12 protein-coding genes are annotated in these 14,288 nt (G+C 65.9%); 6 read left to right on the top strand and 6 right to left on the bottom strand.

The window, feature by feature from the left end; all coding sequences use genetic code 11:
- Nucleotides 1-86: 86 nt before the first annotated feature.
- A complete protein-coding gene (locus ACE3TJ_RS11535) occupies nucleotides 87-377 on the top strand; it encodes an usg protein (protein WP_374596236.1) in 291 nt (96 codons plus the stop codon).
- Nucleotides 378-380: 3 nt separating this feature from the next.
- Here ACE3TJ_RS11535 and ACE3TJ_RS11530 read toward each other — a convergent pair whose 3' ends face one another.
- The 5 genes from ACE3TJ_RS11530 to ACE3TJ_RS11510 form a co-directional block, all read right to left on the bottom strand.
- Complete coding sequence (locus ACE3TJ_RS11530; protein ID WP_374596234.1) at nucleotides 381-1,475, bottom strand: PstS family phosphate ABC transporter substrate-binding protein; 1,095 nt, start codon at nucleotides 1,473-1,475, stop codon at nucleotides 381-383.
- Nucleotides 1,476-1,580: 105 nt separating this feature from the next.
- On the bottom strand, nucleotides 1,581-4,397 hold the full coding sequence (polA, locus tag ACE3TJ_RS11525; RefSeq protein WP_374596232.1) for a DNA polymerase I: 2,817 nt from the start codon (nucleotides 4,395-4,397) through the stop codon (nucleotides 1,581-1,583).
- Nucleotides 4,398-4,601: 204 nt separating this feature from the next.
- Entirely contained in the window at nucleotides 4,602-6,191 is a 1,590-nt protein-coding gene (nadB, locus tag ACE3TJ_RS11520) for an L-aspartate oxidase (RefSeq protein ID WP_374596230.1), read from the bottom strand.
- Nucleotides 6,192-6,193: 2 nt separating this feature from the next.
- Nucleotides 6,194-7,114 (bottom strand): ABC transporter ATP-binding protein, encoded by a 921-nt coding sequence (locus ACE3TJ_RS11515; RefSeq protein WP_374596228.1) that lies wholly within the window; start codon nucleotides 7,112-7,114, stop codon nucleotides 6,194-6,196.
- A gap of 43 nt (nucleotides 7,115-7,157) precedes the next feature.
- Complete coding sequence (locus tag ACE3TJ_RS11510; protein ID WP_374596226.1) at nucleotides 7,158-7,598, bottom strand: host attachment family protein; 441 nt, start codon at nucleotides 7,596-7,598, stop codon at nucleotides 7,158-7,160.
- A gap of 93 nt (nucleotides 7,599-7,691) precedes the next feature.
- On the opposite strand from ACE3TJ_RS11510, the gene serS reads away from it, so the two are divergent.
- From serS to rimO, 5 genes are all read left to right on the top strand, one after another.
- On the top strand, nucleotides 7,692-8,963 hold the full coding sequence (gene serS / locus ACE3TJ_RS11505) for a serine--tRNA ligase (protein ID WP_374596224.1): 1,272 nt from the start codon (nucleotides 7,692-7,694) through the stop codon (nucleotides 8,961-8,963).
- Nucleotides 8,960-9,727 (top strand): 5'/3'-nucleotidase SurE, encoded by a 768-nt coding sequence (gene surE / locus ACE3TJ_RS11500; protein WP_374596222.1) that lies wholly within the window; start codon nucleotides 8,960-8,962, stop codon nucleotides 9,725-9,727. The genes serS and surE overlap by 4 nt, the downstream gene beginning before the upstream one ends.
- Nucleotides 9,728-9,776: 49 nt before the next feature.
- The gene (locus tag ACE3TJ_RS11495) at nucleotides 9,777-10,820 is read left to right on the top strand and encodes a peptidoglycan DD-metalloendopeptidase family protein (RefSeq protein WP_374596220.1); all 1,044 of its coding nucleotides are present in this window, start codon (nucleotides 9,777-9,779) and stop codon (nucleotides 10,818-10,820) included.
- Between the two features lie 4 nt (nucleotides 10,821-10,824).
- Nucleotides 10,825-11,340, top strand: coding sequence for a hypothetical protein (locus tag ACE3TJ_RS11490; protein WP_374596218.1), 516 nt, complete (start codon nucleotides 10,825-10,827; stop codon nucleotides 11,338-11,340).
- 103 nt (nucleotides 11,341-11,443) lie between these two features.
- Entirely contained in the window at nucleotides 11,444-12,772 is a 1,329-nt protein-coding gene (rimO, locus tag ACE3TJ_RS11485; RefSeq protein ID WP_374596216.1) for a 30S ribosomal protein S12 methylthiotransferase RimO, read from the top strand.
- 4 nt (nucleotides 12,773-12,776) lie between these two features.
- Here the strand turns inward: rimO and ACE3TJ_RS11480 are convergent, their stop codons facing one another.
- Nucleotides 12,777-14,201, bottom strand: a complete 1,425-nt coding sequence (locus ACE3TJ_RS11480; protein ID WP_374596214.1) for an FAD-binding oxidoreductase — start codon at nucleotides 14,199-14,201, stop codon at nucleotides 12,777-12,779.
- Between the last annotated feature and the right edge of the window lie 87 nt (nucleotides 14,202-14,288).

Below are 14,288 nucleotides of genomic sequence, written 5' to 3'. Positions count from 1 at the left end.
GCCACTTACCTCACCCGTTAAGGATATTTACAGTCGTGTGACGGCATGATTCCCTGTGTCTGGGTTCCACAGGGAAGGAACTTGCGATGCACGATGACGTACCGCACGGGGTTGATGGCGATTTTGTCCGGCAGATGCAGGACTGGCGCCCGCTAACCGCCGATATCCTCTACCATATGCCGGACCACCCGCACGTGCTGCAGAGCTTCACGTGGCAGACGCTGGACATGGCGCCGCGCTTTCCGCGGCTGATCCGGTTTCTCGATTTCTGGTCGCACAGCATCGATGGAATGCTGCATTCGGTGCGGATCATGCACGGCGCATCGATCCGCCCGGCCGAATACCGTTTTGTCGACCACGAACTCCGGCTGAACTGACGCCTATTTGAGCGCGGTGATATCAAGCGGCGTCAGCGCGGCAGCCGCAGCGGCGCTCGCCTTGCGCTCGGCGTCCGGCTCCGCGATGAGGCCGCGTGATTTGAGATAGCCCTCCGGCCCGAATGCCGCCTCGCTCGTATATTCCTGCAGGAACACCGCGAGCGCGGGCTTGGCGCGGGCGTGCTCGCCCTTCACGTAGATGTAGAGCGGACGTGATGCCGGATAAGCACCGCTCGCGATCGCTTCGTATTCCGGCGCGACGCCGTTCATCTTCACGCCTTCGATCTTGTCGAGGTTTTCTTCAAGATATGAGTAACCGAAGATGCCGACCGCCGTGGGGTTTGCGACGAGCTTCTGGACGATGAGATTGTCGTTCTCACCGGCTTCCACATAGACGCCGTCCTCACGGAGCTTGGTGCAGCGCGTCTTGTATTCGTCCTCGTTCGAGTCCTTCAGCGCCTTCAGGTTCGGGAAGGTGGAGCAGCCCGCTTCCATCACGAGTTCGTTGAAGGCGTCGCGCGTGCCCGAGGTCGGCGGCGGACCGAGCACTTCGATCTTGCGGCTCGGGAGCTTGGGATCGATCTGGTTCCAGGTGGTGACGGTGTTCTTCGAACCATCCGGCTTCGTGGCAGCGAGCGCGAGGAAGATCTGCGCGGGCGTCACGTCGAGATGCGCATCGGACTTCGACTGCGCGATGGCGATGCCGTCGAGACCGACCTGAACCTCCACGATCTGCTTGACACCGTTCGTGTTGCAGAGCTCGACCTCGCTCTTCTTGATGCGGCGCGAGGCGTTGGCGATGTCGGGGTGCTGCGTGCCGACGCCGCCGCAGAACAGCTTGATGCCGCCCCCGGTGCCGGTCGATTCGACGATCGGCGCGGCCGCCGCAGGATACTTGCGGCGGAAGTTCTCGGCGACCGCCGTGGTAAACGGATAAACGGTCGAGGAGCCGACGATGCGGAGCGCCGGGCCGGAGACGTTGACGCCGCCGGTCGCGGCCGTGTCGCCACCCTGCGGCGGCGTGGGCGCAGGCGACGAATCGCAGGCGGCGAGCGCCAGAAGACCGATACCGGCAAGAGCAAGGCTGGTGGTGCGCATGGGATTCCGTCTCCGCTTCAAGGACGACCTGTTTCTGACGCCGCCCCTAGGCGCGTTCGATGACGCTTTGGTGACAGTGAAATGGCGGAACCGTTACAGTGCCAATCAGTGGGCGGCATTCCAGTTCTGGCCGGTGCCAACCTCGACGACGAGCGGGACGGTCATTTCAACGACGGGCGCGCAGGCTTCCTCCATCACGCGCTTGATGACGGCGCCCGCCGCTGCGGCTTTTTCCGCAGGCACTTCGAAGACGAGTTCGTCGTGGACCTGCAGCAGCATTTGGGCATCCGTGAGGTTTTCGGCTTCGAGCGCATCCTCGATACGGATCATCGCGCGGCGGATGATGTCCGCCGCCGTGCCCTGCAGCGGCGCATTGATCGCAGCGCGCTCGCCGAAGGCGCGCTCGGCCTGATTCGAGGACTTGATGAGCGGCGTGTGGATGCGGCGACCAAACAATGTTTCGACATAGCCGATGTCGCGCGCGCCCATCTTGGTGCGCTCCATGTAATCGCGGATGCCGGGGAAGCGTTCGAAATATTTCTTGATGTAATCACCGGCCGCGCCGCGATCGATGCCGAGATTGCGCGCGAGGCCGAACGCCGAAATGCCGTAGATGATGCCGAAGTTGATCGCCTTCGCCTGGCGGCGGATGAGCGGTGTCATCTCCGCCATCGGCACGCCGAACATTTCGGACGCGGTCATCGCGTGAATGTCGAGCCCGTCCGCGAACGCCTGACGGAGCTGCGGAATTTCGGCGATCTCCGCGAGCAGACGCAGCTCGATCTGGCTGTAGTCCGCCGAGAGCAGCACGTTGCCCGCATCCGGCACGAAGGCGTCGCGAATCTTGCGGCCTTCTTCCGTGCGGACGGGGATGTTCTGGAGATTGGGATCGGTGGAGGAGAGACGCCCCGTTGTGGTGGAAGCGAGCGCGTAGCTGGTGTGGACGCGGCCGGTTTCGGGGTTGATCTGTTCCTGCAGCGTATCGGTGTAGGTGGACTTGAGCTTGGCGAGCTGGCGCCAATCCAGCACCTTCTGCGCGATCGGCACGCCTTCGCCGGCGAGCCGGTCGAGCACGTCGACGTCCGTGGAATAAGCGCCGGTCTTGGCGGACTTCTTGCCGCCCTGAAGCCCCATCTGTTCGAACAGGATCTCACCGAGCTGGCGCGGAGAGGCGACGTTGAACGGACCGCCCGCAAGCGCGTGGATCTCGGCTTCGAGACGAGCGAGACCCTGCGCATAGTCCGCCGAGAGGCGCGCCAGCGCCGAGCGATCCACCTTGATGCCGCGCCGCTCCATGCGCATCAGCACCGGCGCGAGCGGACGTTCGAGCGTTTCATAGACGCCGGTCACATGCTCCCGCCACAGGCGCGGCTTCAGGTGCTGCCAAAGGCGCAGCGTGCAATCGGCATCCTCGGCGGCGTATTTCGTCGCAACGTCCAGCGGCACCTTGTCGAACGTGACCTGCGCCTTGCCGGTGCCCGCGACCTGTTTGAACGGGATCGGCTTGTGGCCGAGCAGCCGCTCAGAAAGCCCGTCCATACCGTGGCCCATCGGGCCGCCGTTTTCGAGCGCCTTGCCCGAATCGAGCGCGTAGGAGATCAGCATCGTGTCGTCGAACGGCGCAATGGCGATGCCCTGCCGCGCGAGCACGAGCATGTCGTATTTGAGGTTCTGGCCGACCTTCAGCGTCGCGGCGTCTTCGAGCAGCGGCTTCAGCCGGACGAGCGCTTCCGCCCGGTCCACCTGCACGGGCGTTTCGCCAAGCAGACCCTCGCTCGCGACATGACCGAGCGGGATGTAGCAGGCGCGGTTCGGTGCGGTCGCGAGGCTGACGCCGACGAGATTGGCGCGCATCGCATCGAGATTGTCCGTCTCGGTATCGACGGCGACAGTGCCCACCGCGAACGCCTCGGCGATCCAGCGGTCGAGCGCCTCAAGCGTTGCGACGGTCTCGTACTTGTCTTGCTCGAAGGGTAACAGCGCCGGCGAGAAGGCGTCGGGCGGAGGCAGTGCAGTACCCGGCGCGCCGCCTGCCGCTTCCACCGCCGCGTGCTTGCCGAGCTTGGAGAGCAACGTACGGAAGCCGTGCTTCTTGAAGAACGCCGAAAGCGGCTCGTGAGGCGGATCCTTGAGCGCGAAGGTCTCGATCGGCTCGGGAAGCGGCCAATCGATCTTGAGCGTGACGAGCACGCGCGACATGCGGATGTCGTCGACGCTCGACTGGATCATCTCGCGCAGCTTGTCGCGCTTGATCTCGGACGCGCGGGCGATCAACGTCTCGACGTCGCCGTATTCCTGAATGAGCTGCGTTGCCGTCTTGGGGCCGACACCGCGCACGCCCGGAATGTTGTCGACCGCGTCGCCCATCAGCGCCAGCACATCGCCGACCTTCTCCGGCGGCACGCCGAATTTCTCCTCGACATGTGCCACATCGATGCGGAGGTCGCGCATGGTATCGAGCATGTCGATACCGCCGCCGACGAGCTGCATCAGATCCTTGTCCGACGAGACGATCGTGACCTTCATGCCGTCTTCACGCGCCTTCACGGCGTAGGCGGCGATGATATCGTCCGCCTCGATGCCGATCTCCTCGATGCACGGCACCGAGAAGGCGCGCACGGCATCGCGGATCAGCGGGAACTGCGGGATCAGGTCCTCGGGCGGTTCCGGCCGGTTCGCCTTGTATTCCGGGTAGAGATCCATGCGGAAGCTGTGCTTCGAGGCATCGAGGATAACGGCGAGATGCGTCGGCCCCTCGCCGCGATTGAGTTCCTCGATCAGCTTCCAGAGCATCGCCGTGAAGCCGAAGACGGCGTTGACCGGCGTGCCTTCGGGATCAGTGAGCGGCGGCAGGCGGTGATAGGCGCGGAAGATGAAGCTCGACCCGTCGACGAGATAGAGGTGCTGCGGAGCATCGGTCATGGCTGAGGCGTGTAGCAAGCGGGCGCGGCGTTGGCGAGCGCACGGCGCGGAAGGTCACGAAGTTTGTGCGAAACGCGTATTTCTCTCAGTGTGACTTTCCCGGACGAGGCATGGGGACTCGACGACAATGACGGAAGCGCGAGGTGAAGGGCCATATGGCCTATCCAAGCATGGCGCTTCCTATTCTGGAAGCACGGCTGCGCTTCAGGGCACGAGAATCGTGTCTTCGGCCGTCGGCAACGGCTGCGGGTAATCCAGCGTGTAGTGCAGCCCCCGGCTTTCGTGCCGGCGGAGCGCCGAGCGGACGATGAGGTCGGCGGCGGTCAGCAGATTGCGAAGCTCGATGAGGTCGGGCGTCACGCGGAAATGGCCGTAGAAATCCTCGACCTCCCCGGTGAGCAGCTTGATGCGGTGCTGCGCACGCTCCAGCCGCTTTGTGGTGCGGACGATACCGACATAATTCCACATGAACCGGCGGATTTCCGTCCAGTTCTGCTTGATGACGACCTCTTCGTCCGAATCGGTGACGCGGCTTTCGTCCCACGCGCGGATCGGCGGCGGCGATGCAAGCCCGTCCCAGTTCGCGGTGATGTGCTTTGCCGCCGCTTCGCCGAAGACGAAGCATTCGAGGAGCGAGTTGGAGGCAAGGCGATTTGCGCCGTGGAGACCGGAGTGGCTGACCTCACCCGCCGCGTAAAGGCCGGGAAGGTCAGTCTTCCCGTCGCGGTCGATGACGACGCCGCCGCACGTGTAGTGCTGCGCAGGCACGACGGGGATCGGCTCCTTTGTCATATCGATGCCGAGGCCGATCAGCTTTTCGTAGATGTTCGGGAAGTGGTGCTTCACGAACTCCGGTTCACGGTGGCTGATATCGAGGTGCACATAATCGAGGCCGAGGCGCTTGATCTCGTGGTCGATCGCGCGGGCGACGATGTCGCGCGGGGCAAGCTCGGCGCGGCTGTCGAAGCGCGGCATGAAACGCTCGCCGCCGCCGGGGACGCCGGGGGGCAATTTGAGATGGCCACCCTCGCCGCGCACCGCCTCGGTGATGAGGAAGTTCTTGACCTCGAGGTTGTAGAGGCAGGTCGGGTGGAACTGCATGAATTCCATGTTGGCGACGCGGCAGCCCGCGCGCCATGCCATGGCGATGCCGTCCCCGGTGGCGCCGCGCGGCGCGGTGGAGAACAGGTAGGTGCGGCCCGCGCCGCCCGTGGCGAGCACCGTGGCGCGCGCCGTCAGCGTCTCGACACGGCCGGTGGTGCGGTCGAGCGCATAAACGCCCCAGACGTGGCCGTCGCCCGAATAGCGCTCGCCGTGGCGGCTGGTGACGAGATCGATGCCCACGCGGTCCGGCAGAAGCGTGATGTTGGGGCTGGCGGCGGCAGCCTTTTCGAGCGCCTGCTGAACGGCCCAGCCGGTCGCGTCGTCGACGTGGACGATGCGGCGATGGCTGTGGCCGCCCTCGCGCGTCAGGTGCCAGCGTTCGGTGCCGCCTGCGTTGAAGGGCACGCCGATCTCGGCGAGCCGCTCGATCGCGGCGGGGGCGTTCTCGACGACGAATTCGACAATGTCGCGGTGGTTGAGGCCGGCGCCCGCCACCATCGTATCTTCGATATGGCTTTCGAACGTGTCGCCCGGCTCCAGCACCGCCGCGATGCCGCCCTGCGCCCACGACGTGGACCCGGCCGACAGGTCCGCCTTCGAGAGCACGCCGACGCGGAAATGCTGCGCCAGATTGAGCGCGCAGGTGAGCCCGGCGGCACCGGAGCCGATGACGAGAACGTCGAACTGCATCGTCAGGCCGCCTGCTGCTGCGTGAGGTGGAGGAACACGTCCTCAAGGTCCGCCTCGCGCGTCGAGACATCGACGACGCCGAGGCCGGTGGCGCTGATCGCCTGCAGCAGTTCGCCCGCCGTGAGCATGCTGCGATTGTAGGTGAGGATGAGCTGGCGGGTGCCCTTCACCTCCACCTTCTCGGCCGGGAGACCGGCCGGTGCGCCATCGAGATCGCGGTCCACCGTGACGATCAGACACTTTTCCTGTGCGCTCGCAAGGAGCGCGTGCGTCTCGTCGTTCGCCACGACCTCACCGTTGTTGATGATCGCGATGCGGTCGCAAAGCTCCTCGGCCTCTTCGAGATAGTGCGTCGTGAGCACGACCGTGGTGCCCGCGGCGTGGAGCTGGCGCACGTAGGACCAGAGCTGCTGACGAAGCTCGATGTCGACGCCCGCCGTGGGCTCGTCGAGGATCAGGATCGGCGGATTGTGGACGAGCGCCTTGCCGATGAGGAGCCGCCGCTTCATGCCGCCCGAGAGCGTGCGGGCGTAGGCGTGCGCCTTGTCCTCCAGCCTGAGCGCGCGGAGGATTTCCATCGAGCGGCGCTCGGCCTTCGGCACGGCGTAGAGACCTGCCTGAATCTCCAGTGCTTCGAAGGGCGTGAAGAAGGCGTCGAACAGGATTTCCTGCGGCACAATGCCAATGGCGCGCTTCGCGTTCCTGCGGTCCGCGTCGATGTCGAAGCCCCAGATGCGTGCGGTGCCGCCGGTTTTGTTTACGAGGCCCGCGAGGATGTTGATCAGGGTCGATTTGCCCGCGCCGTTGGGGCCGAGCAGGCCGAAGATCTGGCCACGCGGCACATCGAAGCTGACGCCCTTCAGGGCACGCTTTCCGTCCGAATAGGTTTTTTCGAGGTCGCGGATTTCGATGGCAGGCTGCATGGGCGTCTCGCATAGCGCGGACGCCCATGCCCGCCAAGCGGACTTACGCGGCCTCCACCATCGCGGCGATGGCATCGGGCGGCAGATTGGTCGCTTCCTTGGCGATCTCGGCGACGATGCGGTCCACGACTTCCTTGTGGTAGTGCTTGCGCATCTCGCCAAGCGTGGCGGGCGGCGCGATCACGACAAGGCGGTCTGTTTTCCCCGCCAGTGCACGCTTTTTCAGGATATCGGCTACGTCCGCTGCGAAACGATCCTCGGCGAGCTGCTTGAAATCGGTTTCCTCGTAGCTGCTACGACGGCTGCCGACACTCCGGAAGCTGCGGCCGGGCCGGTCGCTTGAAAGTTCGCGGTCGGGGCGCAGGTCCTGCTCTTCCTCGCGGATCACCTGCAGATCGGGGAACTTCGTGTCGCCCTCGTTGACGAGCAGCAGCAGCTTGCGCCCGTCGGCGACGCAAATCTCGGTCTTGTGCTGGAGGATCATGGCGTCTCCCTTTTCGGCCTGTGTGTGAAGCTTCAACGCAGCATGGCGAAACCGGTTGCGACCCAAAGGCGGCCGTTCCATAGAGCCTTCGCCATGCATGACATCCGTTATATCCGGGAAAACCCCGCCGAATTTGATCTGGGTCTAGCGCGCAAAGGCCTCACGCCCTTGTCAGCGGAAATCCTTGGCCAGGACGCCGCGCTGCGCGAGACGGTGACGACGCTGCAGGCCGCGCTCACGCGCCGCAACGAGGCATCGAAGGCGATCGGCGCCGCGAAGGCACAGAAGGACGAGGCAAGCGCCGCCGCGCTGATGGTCGAAGTGAGCGAACTCAAGACGCGCATCCCCGACCTTGAGGCCAAGGAACGCGAACTTTCCGAGGCGCTGAACGCGCGGCTTTCCGCGATCCCGAACCTCCCCGCCGCCGACGTGCCGGAAGGGCCGGACGAAACCGCGAACGTCGTGGTGAAGACATGGGGCGAGCCGCGCGCCTTCGATTTCGAAGCGAAGGAACACGATGCCGTCGCCGCGCCGCTCGGCCTCGATTTCGAGCGTGCCGCCAAGCTTTCCGGCGCGCGCTTCGCCGTGATGAGCGGCGGCGTCGCGCGCCTGCACCGCGCGCTCGCGCAGTTCATGCTCGACCGGCAGATCGAAAACGGCTTCACCGAAACCGCCGTGCCGCTGCTGGTGCGCGACGAGGCGGTGTACGGCACCGGCCAGCTTCCGAAATTCGCCGAAGACCTGTTTCAGACGACGGACGGCCGCTGGCTGATCCCGACTGCCGAGGTGAGCCTCACGAACCTCGTGGCGGGCGAAATCCTGGATACGGCGAGCCTTCCGCTGCGCCTCACCGCGCTCTCCGCCTGCTTCCGCGCCGAAGCAGGCTCTGCGGGGCGCGACACGAAGGGCATGATCCGCCAGCACCAGTTCGAGAAGGTCGAGATGGTGGTGATCGCGGCGCCGGACCAGTCCGAAGCCGAGCACGCGCGGATGACGGAGTGTGCGGAGGGCATCCTGCAGGCGCTGGGCCTTCCCTATCGCGTGATGCTGCTGTGTTCCGGCGACATGGGCTTCGCTTCGCGCAAGACATACGATCTTGAGGTCTGGCTGCCGGGGCAGGGCTGCTACCGCGAGATTTCGAGCGTTTCCAACTGCGGGGACTTCCAGGCGCGGCGCATGAACGCGCGGCACCGCGCGGCGGGCGAGAAGGGCACGGCGTTCGTCCATACGCTGAACGGTTCTGGGCTCGCCGTGGGCCGCACGCTCGTCGCCGTGCTGGAGAACTATCAGCAGGCGGACGGATCGGTGACCATCCCCGAGGTGCTGCGGTCCTATATGGGCGGGCTGGAGGCGCTGCGGGCATGAGAATCCTGCTCACCAACGACGACGGCTACCACGCGCCCGGCATGGCGGTGCTCGAGGCGATCGCGCGCGAACTTACCGACGACATCTGGGTGGTCGCGCCCGCCGAGGAACAGTCGGGCGCGGGCCATTCGCTGACGCTGACGCAGCCGATCCGCCTGCAGAAGCACGGCGAGCGCCGCTTCGCGGTGCGCGGCACGCCGACCGACAGCGTGATGATGGCGCTTGGCCTTCTGATGAAGGACAACCTGCCCGACCTCGTGCTCTCGGGCGTGAACCGCGGCGCGAACCTTGCCGAGGATGTGACCTATTCGGGCACCGTTTCGGCGGCGATGGAAGCGACGCTGTACGGCGTGCCCGCCATCGCGCTCAGTCAGTGCCTCGGGCAGATGCGCGCCGCACAGGCGTTCGAGACCGCGGCCAAGTGGGGCGCTACGGTCGTGCGTGCGCTCGCCGCGAAGACATGGCCCAAGGGCGTGCTGATGAACGTGAACTTCCCCGCCGTCGCGCCGGACGCGGTGAAGGGCGTGCGCGTGACCGAGCAGGGCTTCCGCGACTACGGCGCCACCGCCATCGAAGAACGCGTCGATCCGCGCGGCTTCACCTATTACTGGTTCGGCCTCGGCCGCGAGGCTTCGGAAGCCGGACACCTCACCGATCTGCAGGCGACGCACGAAGGCCTGATCGCCGTGACGCCGCTGCACCTCGACCTCACGCACTACGAAACGCTGGATGCGCTGCGGGATGCGGTGAAGCACCTCGGCTAGGCACGATCGGCGATTCAAATCCGGATCGCGCCGGGTTAGAGACATCTCCATGTTCCGCTTCGCCGTTCCTTTCGTCCTGCTTCTCGCCGCTGCCTGCTCGGCCCCGTCGCGTCCGCAGTTTCCCGTGCCGACGCCGAAGAAGCCAATCGAAAGCGCCGCAACGCCCGCACCGGTGACGCCGGCAGCGCCCAAGCGCGCGCCGTGGAAGCCCGTGAAGGTGGTGGCGGACGCTGTCGACGTGCCGCAGCAGACGGTCACCGTCGTGCGGGGAGACACGCTGTCCGGTATCGGCACGCGCACCGGCTCTTCCGTGCAGGCCATCGCGCAGGCGAACCGTATCGCGCCGCCCTACACGATCGAGGTGGGGCAGGTGCTCACCATCCCCGGCGGGCGCTATCACACGGTGAAGGCGGGCGAGACGGGTATCACCATCGCGCGCGCTTATGGCGCGGACTGGGAAGGCATCGTCGCGACCAACGAACTGACCGCGCCCTACACGCTGCGCGTCGGCCAGCGGCTACGGCTGCCGACGAAGGCGCAGGTGCGCGAGATGACGCTCGCCGAGCGCGCCGCTGCCTTCACGCTCGATATCGACGACCTCATCACCGGCAGCGAACCTGCCGCGACCGAAGCCGCCGCGGCGGCGCATCCGGCGGGCGAAACCGCTCCGCCGCAGGCGGTGGCCGCGCTGCCGCCGACCCCGGCCTTCAACGGGCGCTTCATGGCGCCTGTGGAGGGCAAGCTCATCAGCCGCTTCGGTGCGAAATCCGGCGGGCTCTACAACGACGGCATCAACCTCCGCGCGCCCGCCGGGGCGCCGATCCGCGCGGCGGCGAACGGCGTCGTGGCCTATGCCGGAAACGCCGTCGAAGGCTTCGGCAACCTCGTGCTGCTGAAGCACGACGGCGGCTGGGTGACGGCCTACGCGCACGCCGAAGACCTGCTCGTGATCCGCGGCGACACCGTGCGCCAGGGCGACCCCATCGCCCGCGTCGGCAAGACCGGATCCGTGGACGAGCCGCAGCTTCACTTCGAGATCCGGCAGGGCAAGAAGCCGGTCGACCCGCTGCCGCTTTTGCCGGGGGTTGGGTGAGACCATGCGCATAGCCGCGTTGATTGCGGTCGGCATCGCGGCGACTATTGGCTTCACACTTTATGATTTTCGGGATGAATTCCCCCCACTCCCCCAAATCTGCGCTCATCTACCCTCTCCATTGACACCAGCGCGCTACGCGGATCGCATCGCGCCGGGGCAATGCCCATGGGAAACGAGTTTCGGCTTCAAGAAATCGTTCAGCGGCACCTTGGCCTACGGAATCGAAATGTCGAAGTTCTGTCCTGACAGCGGCGAGCCATGCAAATGGCTGCGCTTCGATGATCAGGCATTACGCGATTTCCCCGTGCTGACGCAGTATTTGCTAGATGGGCATGCCAAGTTCCGTGTCCGCTTGACCGGTTGGGAAAACCTGTGGTCAGGCCGTTATGGCATTAGAGACGCATACAGTGGCGAAGTGCTCGTGGACCGATTTGAGACGGTCGAGCTGATCAGCGGGCCGATCGACTGGAGCAAGTTCACACCCTCTCCCCATCCCGGTGCAGGCCGGGATCCATAAGCTCCGTCGTATGGCCCTCTACCCGCGACACGACGGCGTGGGGCGGATAGAACGTCGCGCCCCCTTGCGTCGCGGCACGTTTTCCGTCACTGGCGCGCGTCTCATGTCCGTGAAAACGCTCCCCGCGCCGCCGAAGGTCGGCATGGTGTCGCTCGGCTGCCCGAAGGCGCTGGTCGACAGCGAGCGGATTCTGACCAAGCTGCGCTCGGACGGCTATGCGATGAGCCCGGATTACGCGGGCGCAGACGTCGTGCTGGTGAACACCTGCGGGTTCCTGGATTCTGCGAAGGAAGAGAGCCTTGCCGCGATCGGCGAGGCGATCGCCGAGAACGGCCGCGTGATCGTGACCGGGTGCATGGGGAACGAGGCGGACGTGATCCGCGCGCGTTTCCCGGATGTGCTCGCGGTGACGGGGGCGCATCAGTATGAGGCCGTCGTCGAGGCCGTGCACGAGGCCGCGCCGCCGGTGCCCTCGCCGTTCGTCGACCTGGTGCCGGAGGCGGGCCTTAAACTCACCCCGCGCCACTATTCGTATCTGAAGATTTCCGAAGGCTGCAATCACCGCTGCAAGTTCTGCATCATCCCCTCCCTGCGCGGCGATCTCGTCAGCCGGCCCGCCGCCGCCGTGGTGCGCGAAGCGGCGAAACTGGTGGAAGCGGGCACGAAGGAACTGCTCGTCATCAGCCAGGACACGTCGGCCTACGGCGTCGATATCCGACACGCGACTTCCAAGTGGGAAGGGCGCGAATACCGCGCGCACATCACCGATCTGGCGCGCGATCTCGGCAAGCTCGGCGCGTGGGTGCGGATGCACTACATCTACCCCTACCCGCACGTCGATCAACTGATGCCGCTGATGGCCGAGGGGCTGGTGCTGCCCTACCTCGATATTCCCTTCCAGCACGCGAGCCCTGCGGTGCTGAAGCGCATGGCGCGGCCCGCGAACGAGGCGAAGGTTCTGGAGCGCATCCGCTCGTGGCGCCGGGTCGTGCCCGACCTCGCGATCCGCTCGACCTTCATCGTCGGCTTCCCCGGCGAGACGGAAGCGGATTTCCAGTACCTGCTCGACTGGCTCGAAGAAGCGGGGATCGATCGCGCGGGCTGCTTCAAGTACGAGGCCGTGGAGGGCGCTGCCGCCAATGCGCTGGACGGCGCGGTGCCGGAAGAAATCAAGGACGAGCGCTGGCAACGCTTCATGTCAACGCAGGCGCGGATTTCCGCAGGTCGCCTGCAAAGCCGCGTGGGTCGCGAGATCGACGTGATCATCGACGAAGCCGACGATGAGGGCGGCGCCACCGGCCGCTCGCAGTGGGACGCGCCCGAGATCGACGGTCAGGTGCTGCTGCGCGACGCCGATGTGGCGCCGGGCGACATCGTGCGCGTGCGCATCGAAGATGCCGACGAGACGGACCTGTTCGGCGTTCCGGCCTGAGTCCTCAGACGAAAATCTTGCCGGGGTTCATGATGCCGTTCGGATCGAGCGCGGCCTTCACGGCGCGCATCGCGGCGAGCTTCGCCGGATTGCCGAGGCGTGCGAGCGTCTTTGCCTTTGATGTGCCGATTCCGTGCTCGGCACTGATCGAGCCGCCATACCGCGCGACAATGTCGTACACCTGCTCACTGAGCTCGTAGCGCCGGGCCATCAGCTCCGTGCGGGGGCCGGGGGTGGAGGTCTTGACGTTGTAGTGCACGTTGCCGTCGCCAAGATGGCCGAACGCCATCACCTGCGTGCCGGGCCAGTCCGCCTCGATGATGCGCGTCGCCTCTTCCATGAAGCGCGGCATGTCTGACACCGGAACCGAGACGTCGTGCTTGATCGAAGGTCCGTCGAGCCGTTCGGCTTCGGGGAGCTCTTCGCGCAGGCGCCAGAAATCGAGGCCTTGCGTGCGGTTCTCGGCCAGCGCCGCATCAACCACGAGCCCGTCTTCGAACGCGGCGGCAAGCGCGGTTTCGAGCGCCTGACGCTGGGTTTCACCTGCCATCGCCGAGGTCGCCTCGACAAGCACGTACCACGGATAGACGTCCGACAGCGGATCGCGCGCGCCGGGGATATGCTGCAGCACGAGATCGAGGCCGTGGCGGGGAATCAGCTCGAAGGAATCGACATTGTCGCCGGTCGCCGCCTTGAGACGGGCGAGCAGTGTGAGCGCCGCGTGCGGATCGGCGAGTGCGACGAAGGCGGTCGCCACCTCGCGCGGTGCGGGCACCAGCCTGAGCGACGCGGCGGTGACGAAACCGAGCGTGCCTTCGGCGCCGATCAGCAGCTGCTTGATATCGTAGCCGGTGTTGTCCTTGCGGAGCGGCGTGAGCTGATCGAGGATGCTGCCATCCGGCAGCACGGCTTCGAGGCCGATGACCTGCGCGCGCATGTTGCCGTAACGGAGCACCTGCACGCCGCCCGCGTTCGTGGAAATGAGGCCACCCACCGTCGCCGAGCCCTTGGCGCCGAGCGAGAGCGGAAACATGCAGTCCGCATCCTCCGCGGCCTTGTGCAGCGTTTCGAGGATCACGCCGGCCTCTGCGACGACCGTGAAACCCGTCGCATCGAGCGCGCGGATGCGGTTCATACGGTCCATCGAGACGAGCACGGCGCGGCCGTCCGCCTCTGGCACGCCGGCGCCGACGAGACTCGTGTTTCCTCCCTGCGGCACCAGCGGCGTGCCGGTCTCGTTCGCGATTCTGACGATACGCGCCAGCGTTTCGGTGTCGCGCGGCAGCAGGAGCAGCGGCGAGACGCCCGTCTTCTGGTCGCGCCAATCGGTGAGCTTGGGCGCGAGACGATCGGGATCGTCGGACCAGCCCCCGGGCCCGGCAGCATCGCGAAAGAGGTCGAGGACGGTGGTTTCGGGTTGTGTCGCCATAGCGGCGCCCGCTTTAGGGGAAACCGCCGCCCCACGGAAGCTGCAACGTTTTCCGAAATGCACCCTGCAAAAACCGATAGTCCGCAA

Source organism: Sphingosinicella sp. (assembly GCF_041916975.1).
Classification (GTDB): domain Bacteria; phylum Pseudomonadota; class Alphaproteobacteria; order Sphingomonadales; family Sphingomonadaceae; genus Sphingosinicella.
The sequence above is the reverse complement of the archived record's forward strand: the minus strand, read 5'-3'. Positions and strand labels throughout refer to the sequence as shown.

What these genes read in the sequence shown, in the direction of transcription:
- nadB (WP_374596230.1), bottom strand. Translation starts at nt 6,191, where the DNA reads ATGCAGTTCGACGTTCTCGTCATCGGCTCCGGTGCCGCCGGGCTCACC.
- ACE3TJ_RS11495 (WP_374596220.1), top strand. Translation starts at nt 9,777, where the DNA reads ATGTTCCGCTTCGCCGTTCCTTTCGTCCTGCTTCTCGCCGCTGCCTGC.
- ACE3TJ_RS11515 (WP_374596228.1), bottom strand. Translation starts at nt 7,114, where the DNA reads ATGCAGCCTGCCATCGAAATCCGCGACCTCGAAAAAACCTATTCGGAC.
- ACE3TJ_RS11535 (WP_374596236.1), top strand. Translation starts at nt 87, where the DNA reads ATGCACGATGACGTACCGCACGGGGTTGATGGCGATTTTGTCCGGCAG.
- serS (WP_374596224.1), top strand. Translation starts at nt 7,692, where the DNA reads ATGCATGACATCCGTTATATCCGGGAAAACCCCGCCGAATTTGATCTG.
- rimO (WP_374596216.1), top strand. Translation starts at nt 11,444, where the DNA reads ATGTCCGTGAAAACGCTCCCCGCGCCGCCGAAGGTCGGCATGGTGTCG.
- ACE3TJ_RS11490 (WP_374596218.1), top strand. Translation starts at nt 10,825, where the DNA reads ATGCGCATAGCCGCGTTGATTGCGGTCGGCATCGCGGCGACTATTGGC.
- ACE3TJ_RS11510 (WP_374596226.1), bottom strand. Translation starts at nt 7,598, where the DNA reads ATGATCCTCCAGCACAAGACCGAGATTTGCGTCGCCGACGGGCGCAAG.
- surE (WP_374596222.1), top strand. Translation starts at nt 8,960, where the DNA reads ATGAGAATCCTGCTCACCAACGACGACGGCTACCACGCGCCCGGCATG.
- polA (WP_374596232.1), bottom strand. Translation starts at nt 4,397, where the DNA reads ATGACCGATGCTCCGCAGCACCTCTATCTCGTCGACGGGTCGAGCTTC.
- ACE3TJ_RS11480 (WP_374596214.1), bottom strand. Translation starts at nt 14,201, where the DNA reads ATGGCGACACAACCCGAAACCACCGTCCTCGACCTCTTTCGCGATGCT.
- ACE3TJ_RS11530 (WP_374596234.1), bottom strand. Translation starts at nt 1,475, where the DNA reads ATGCGCACCACCAGCCTTGCTCTTGCCGGTATCGGTCTTCTGGCGCTC.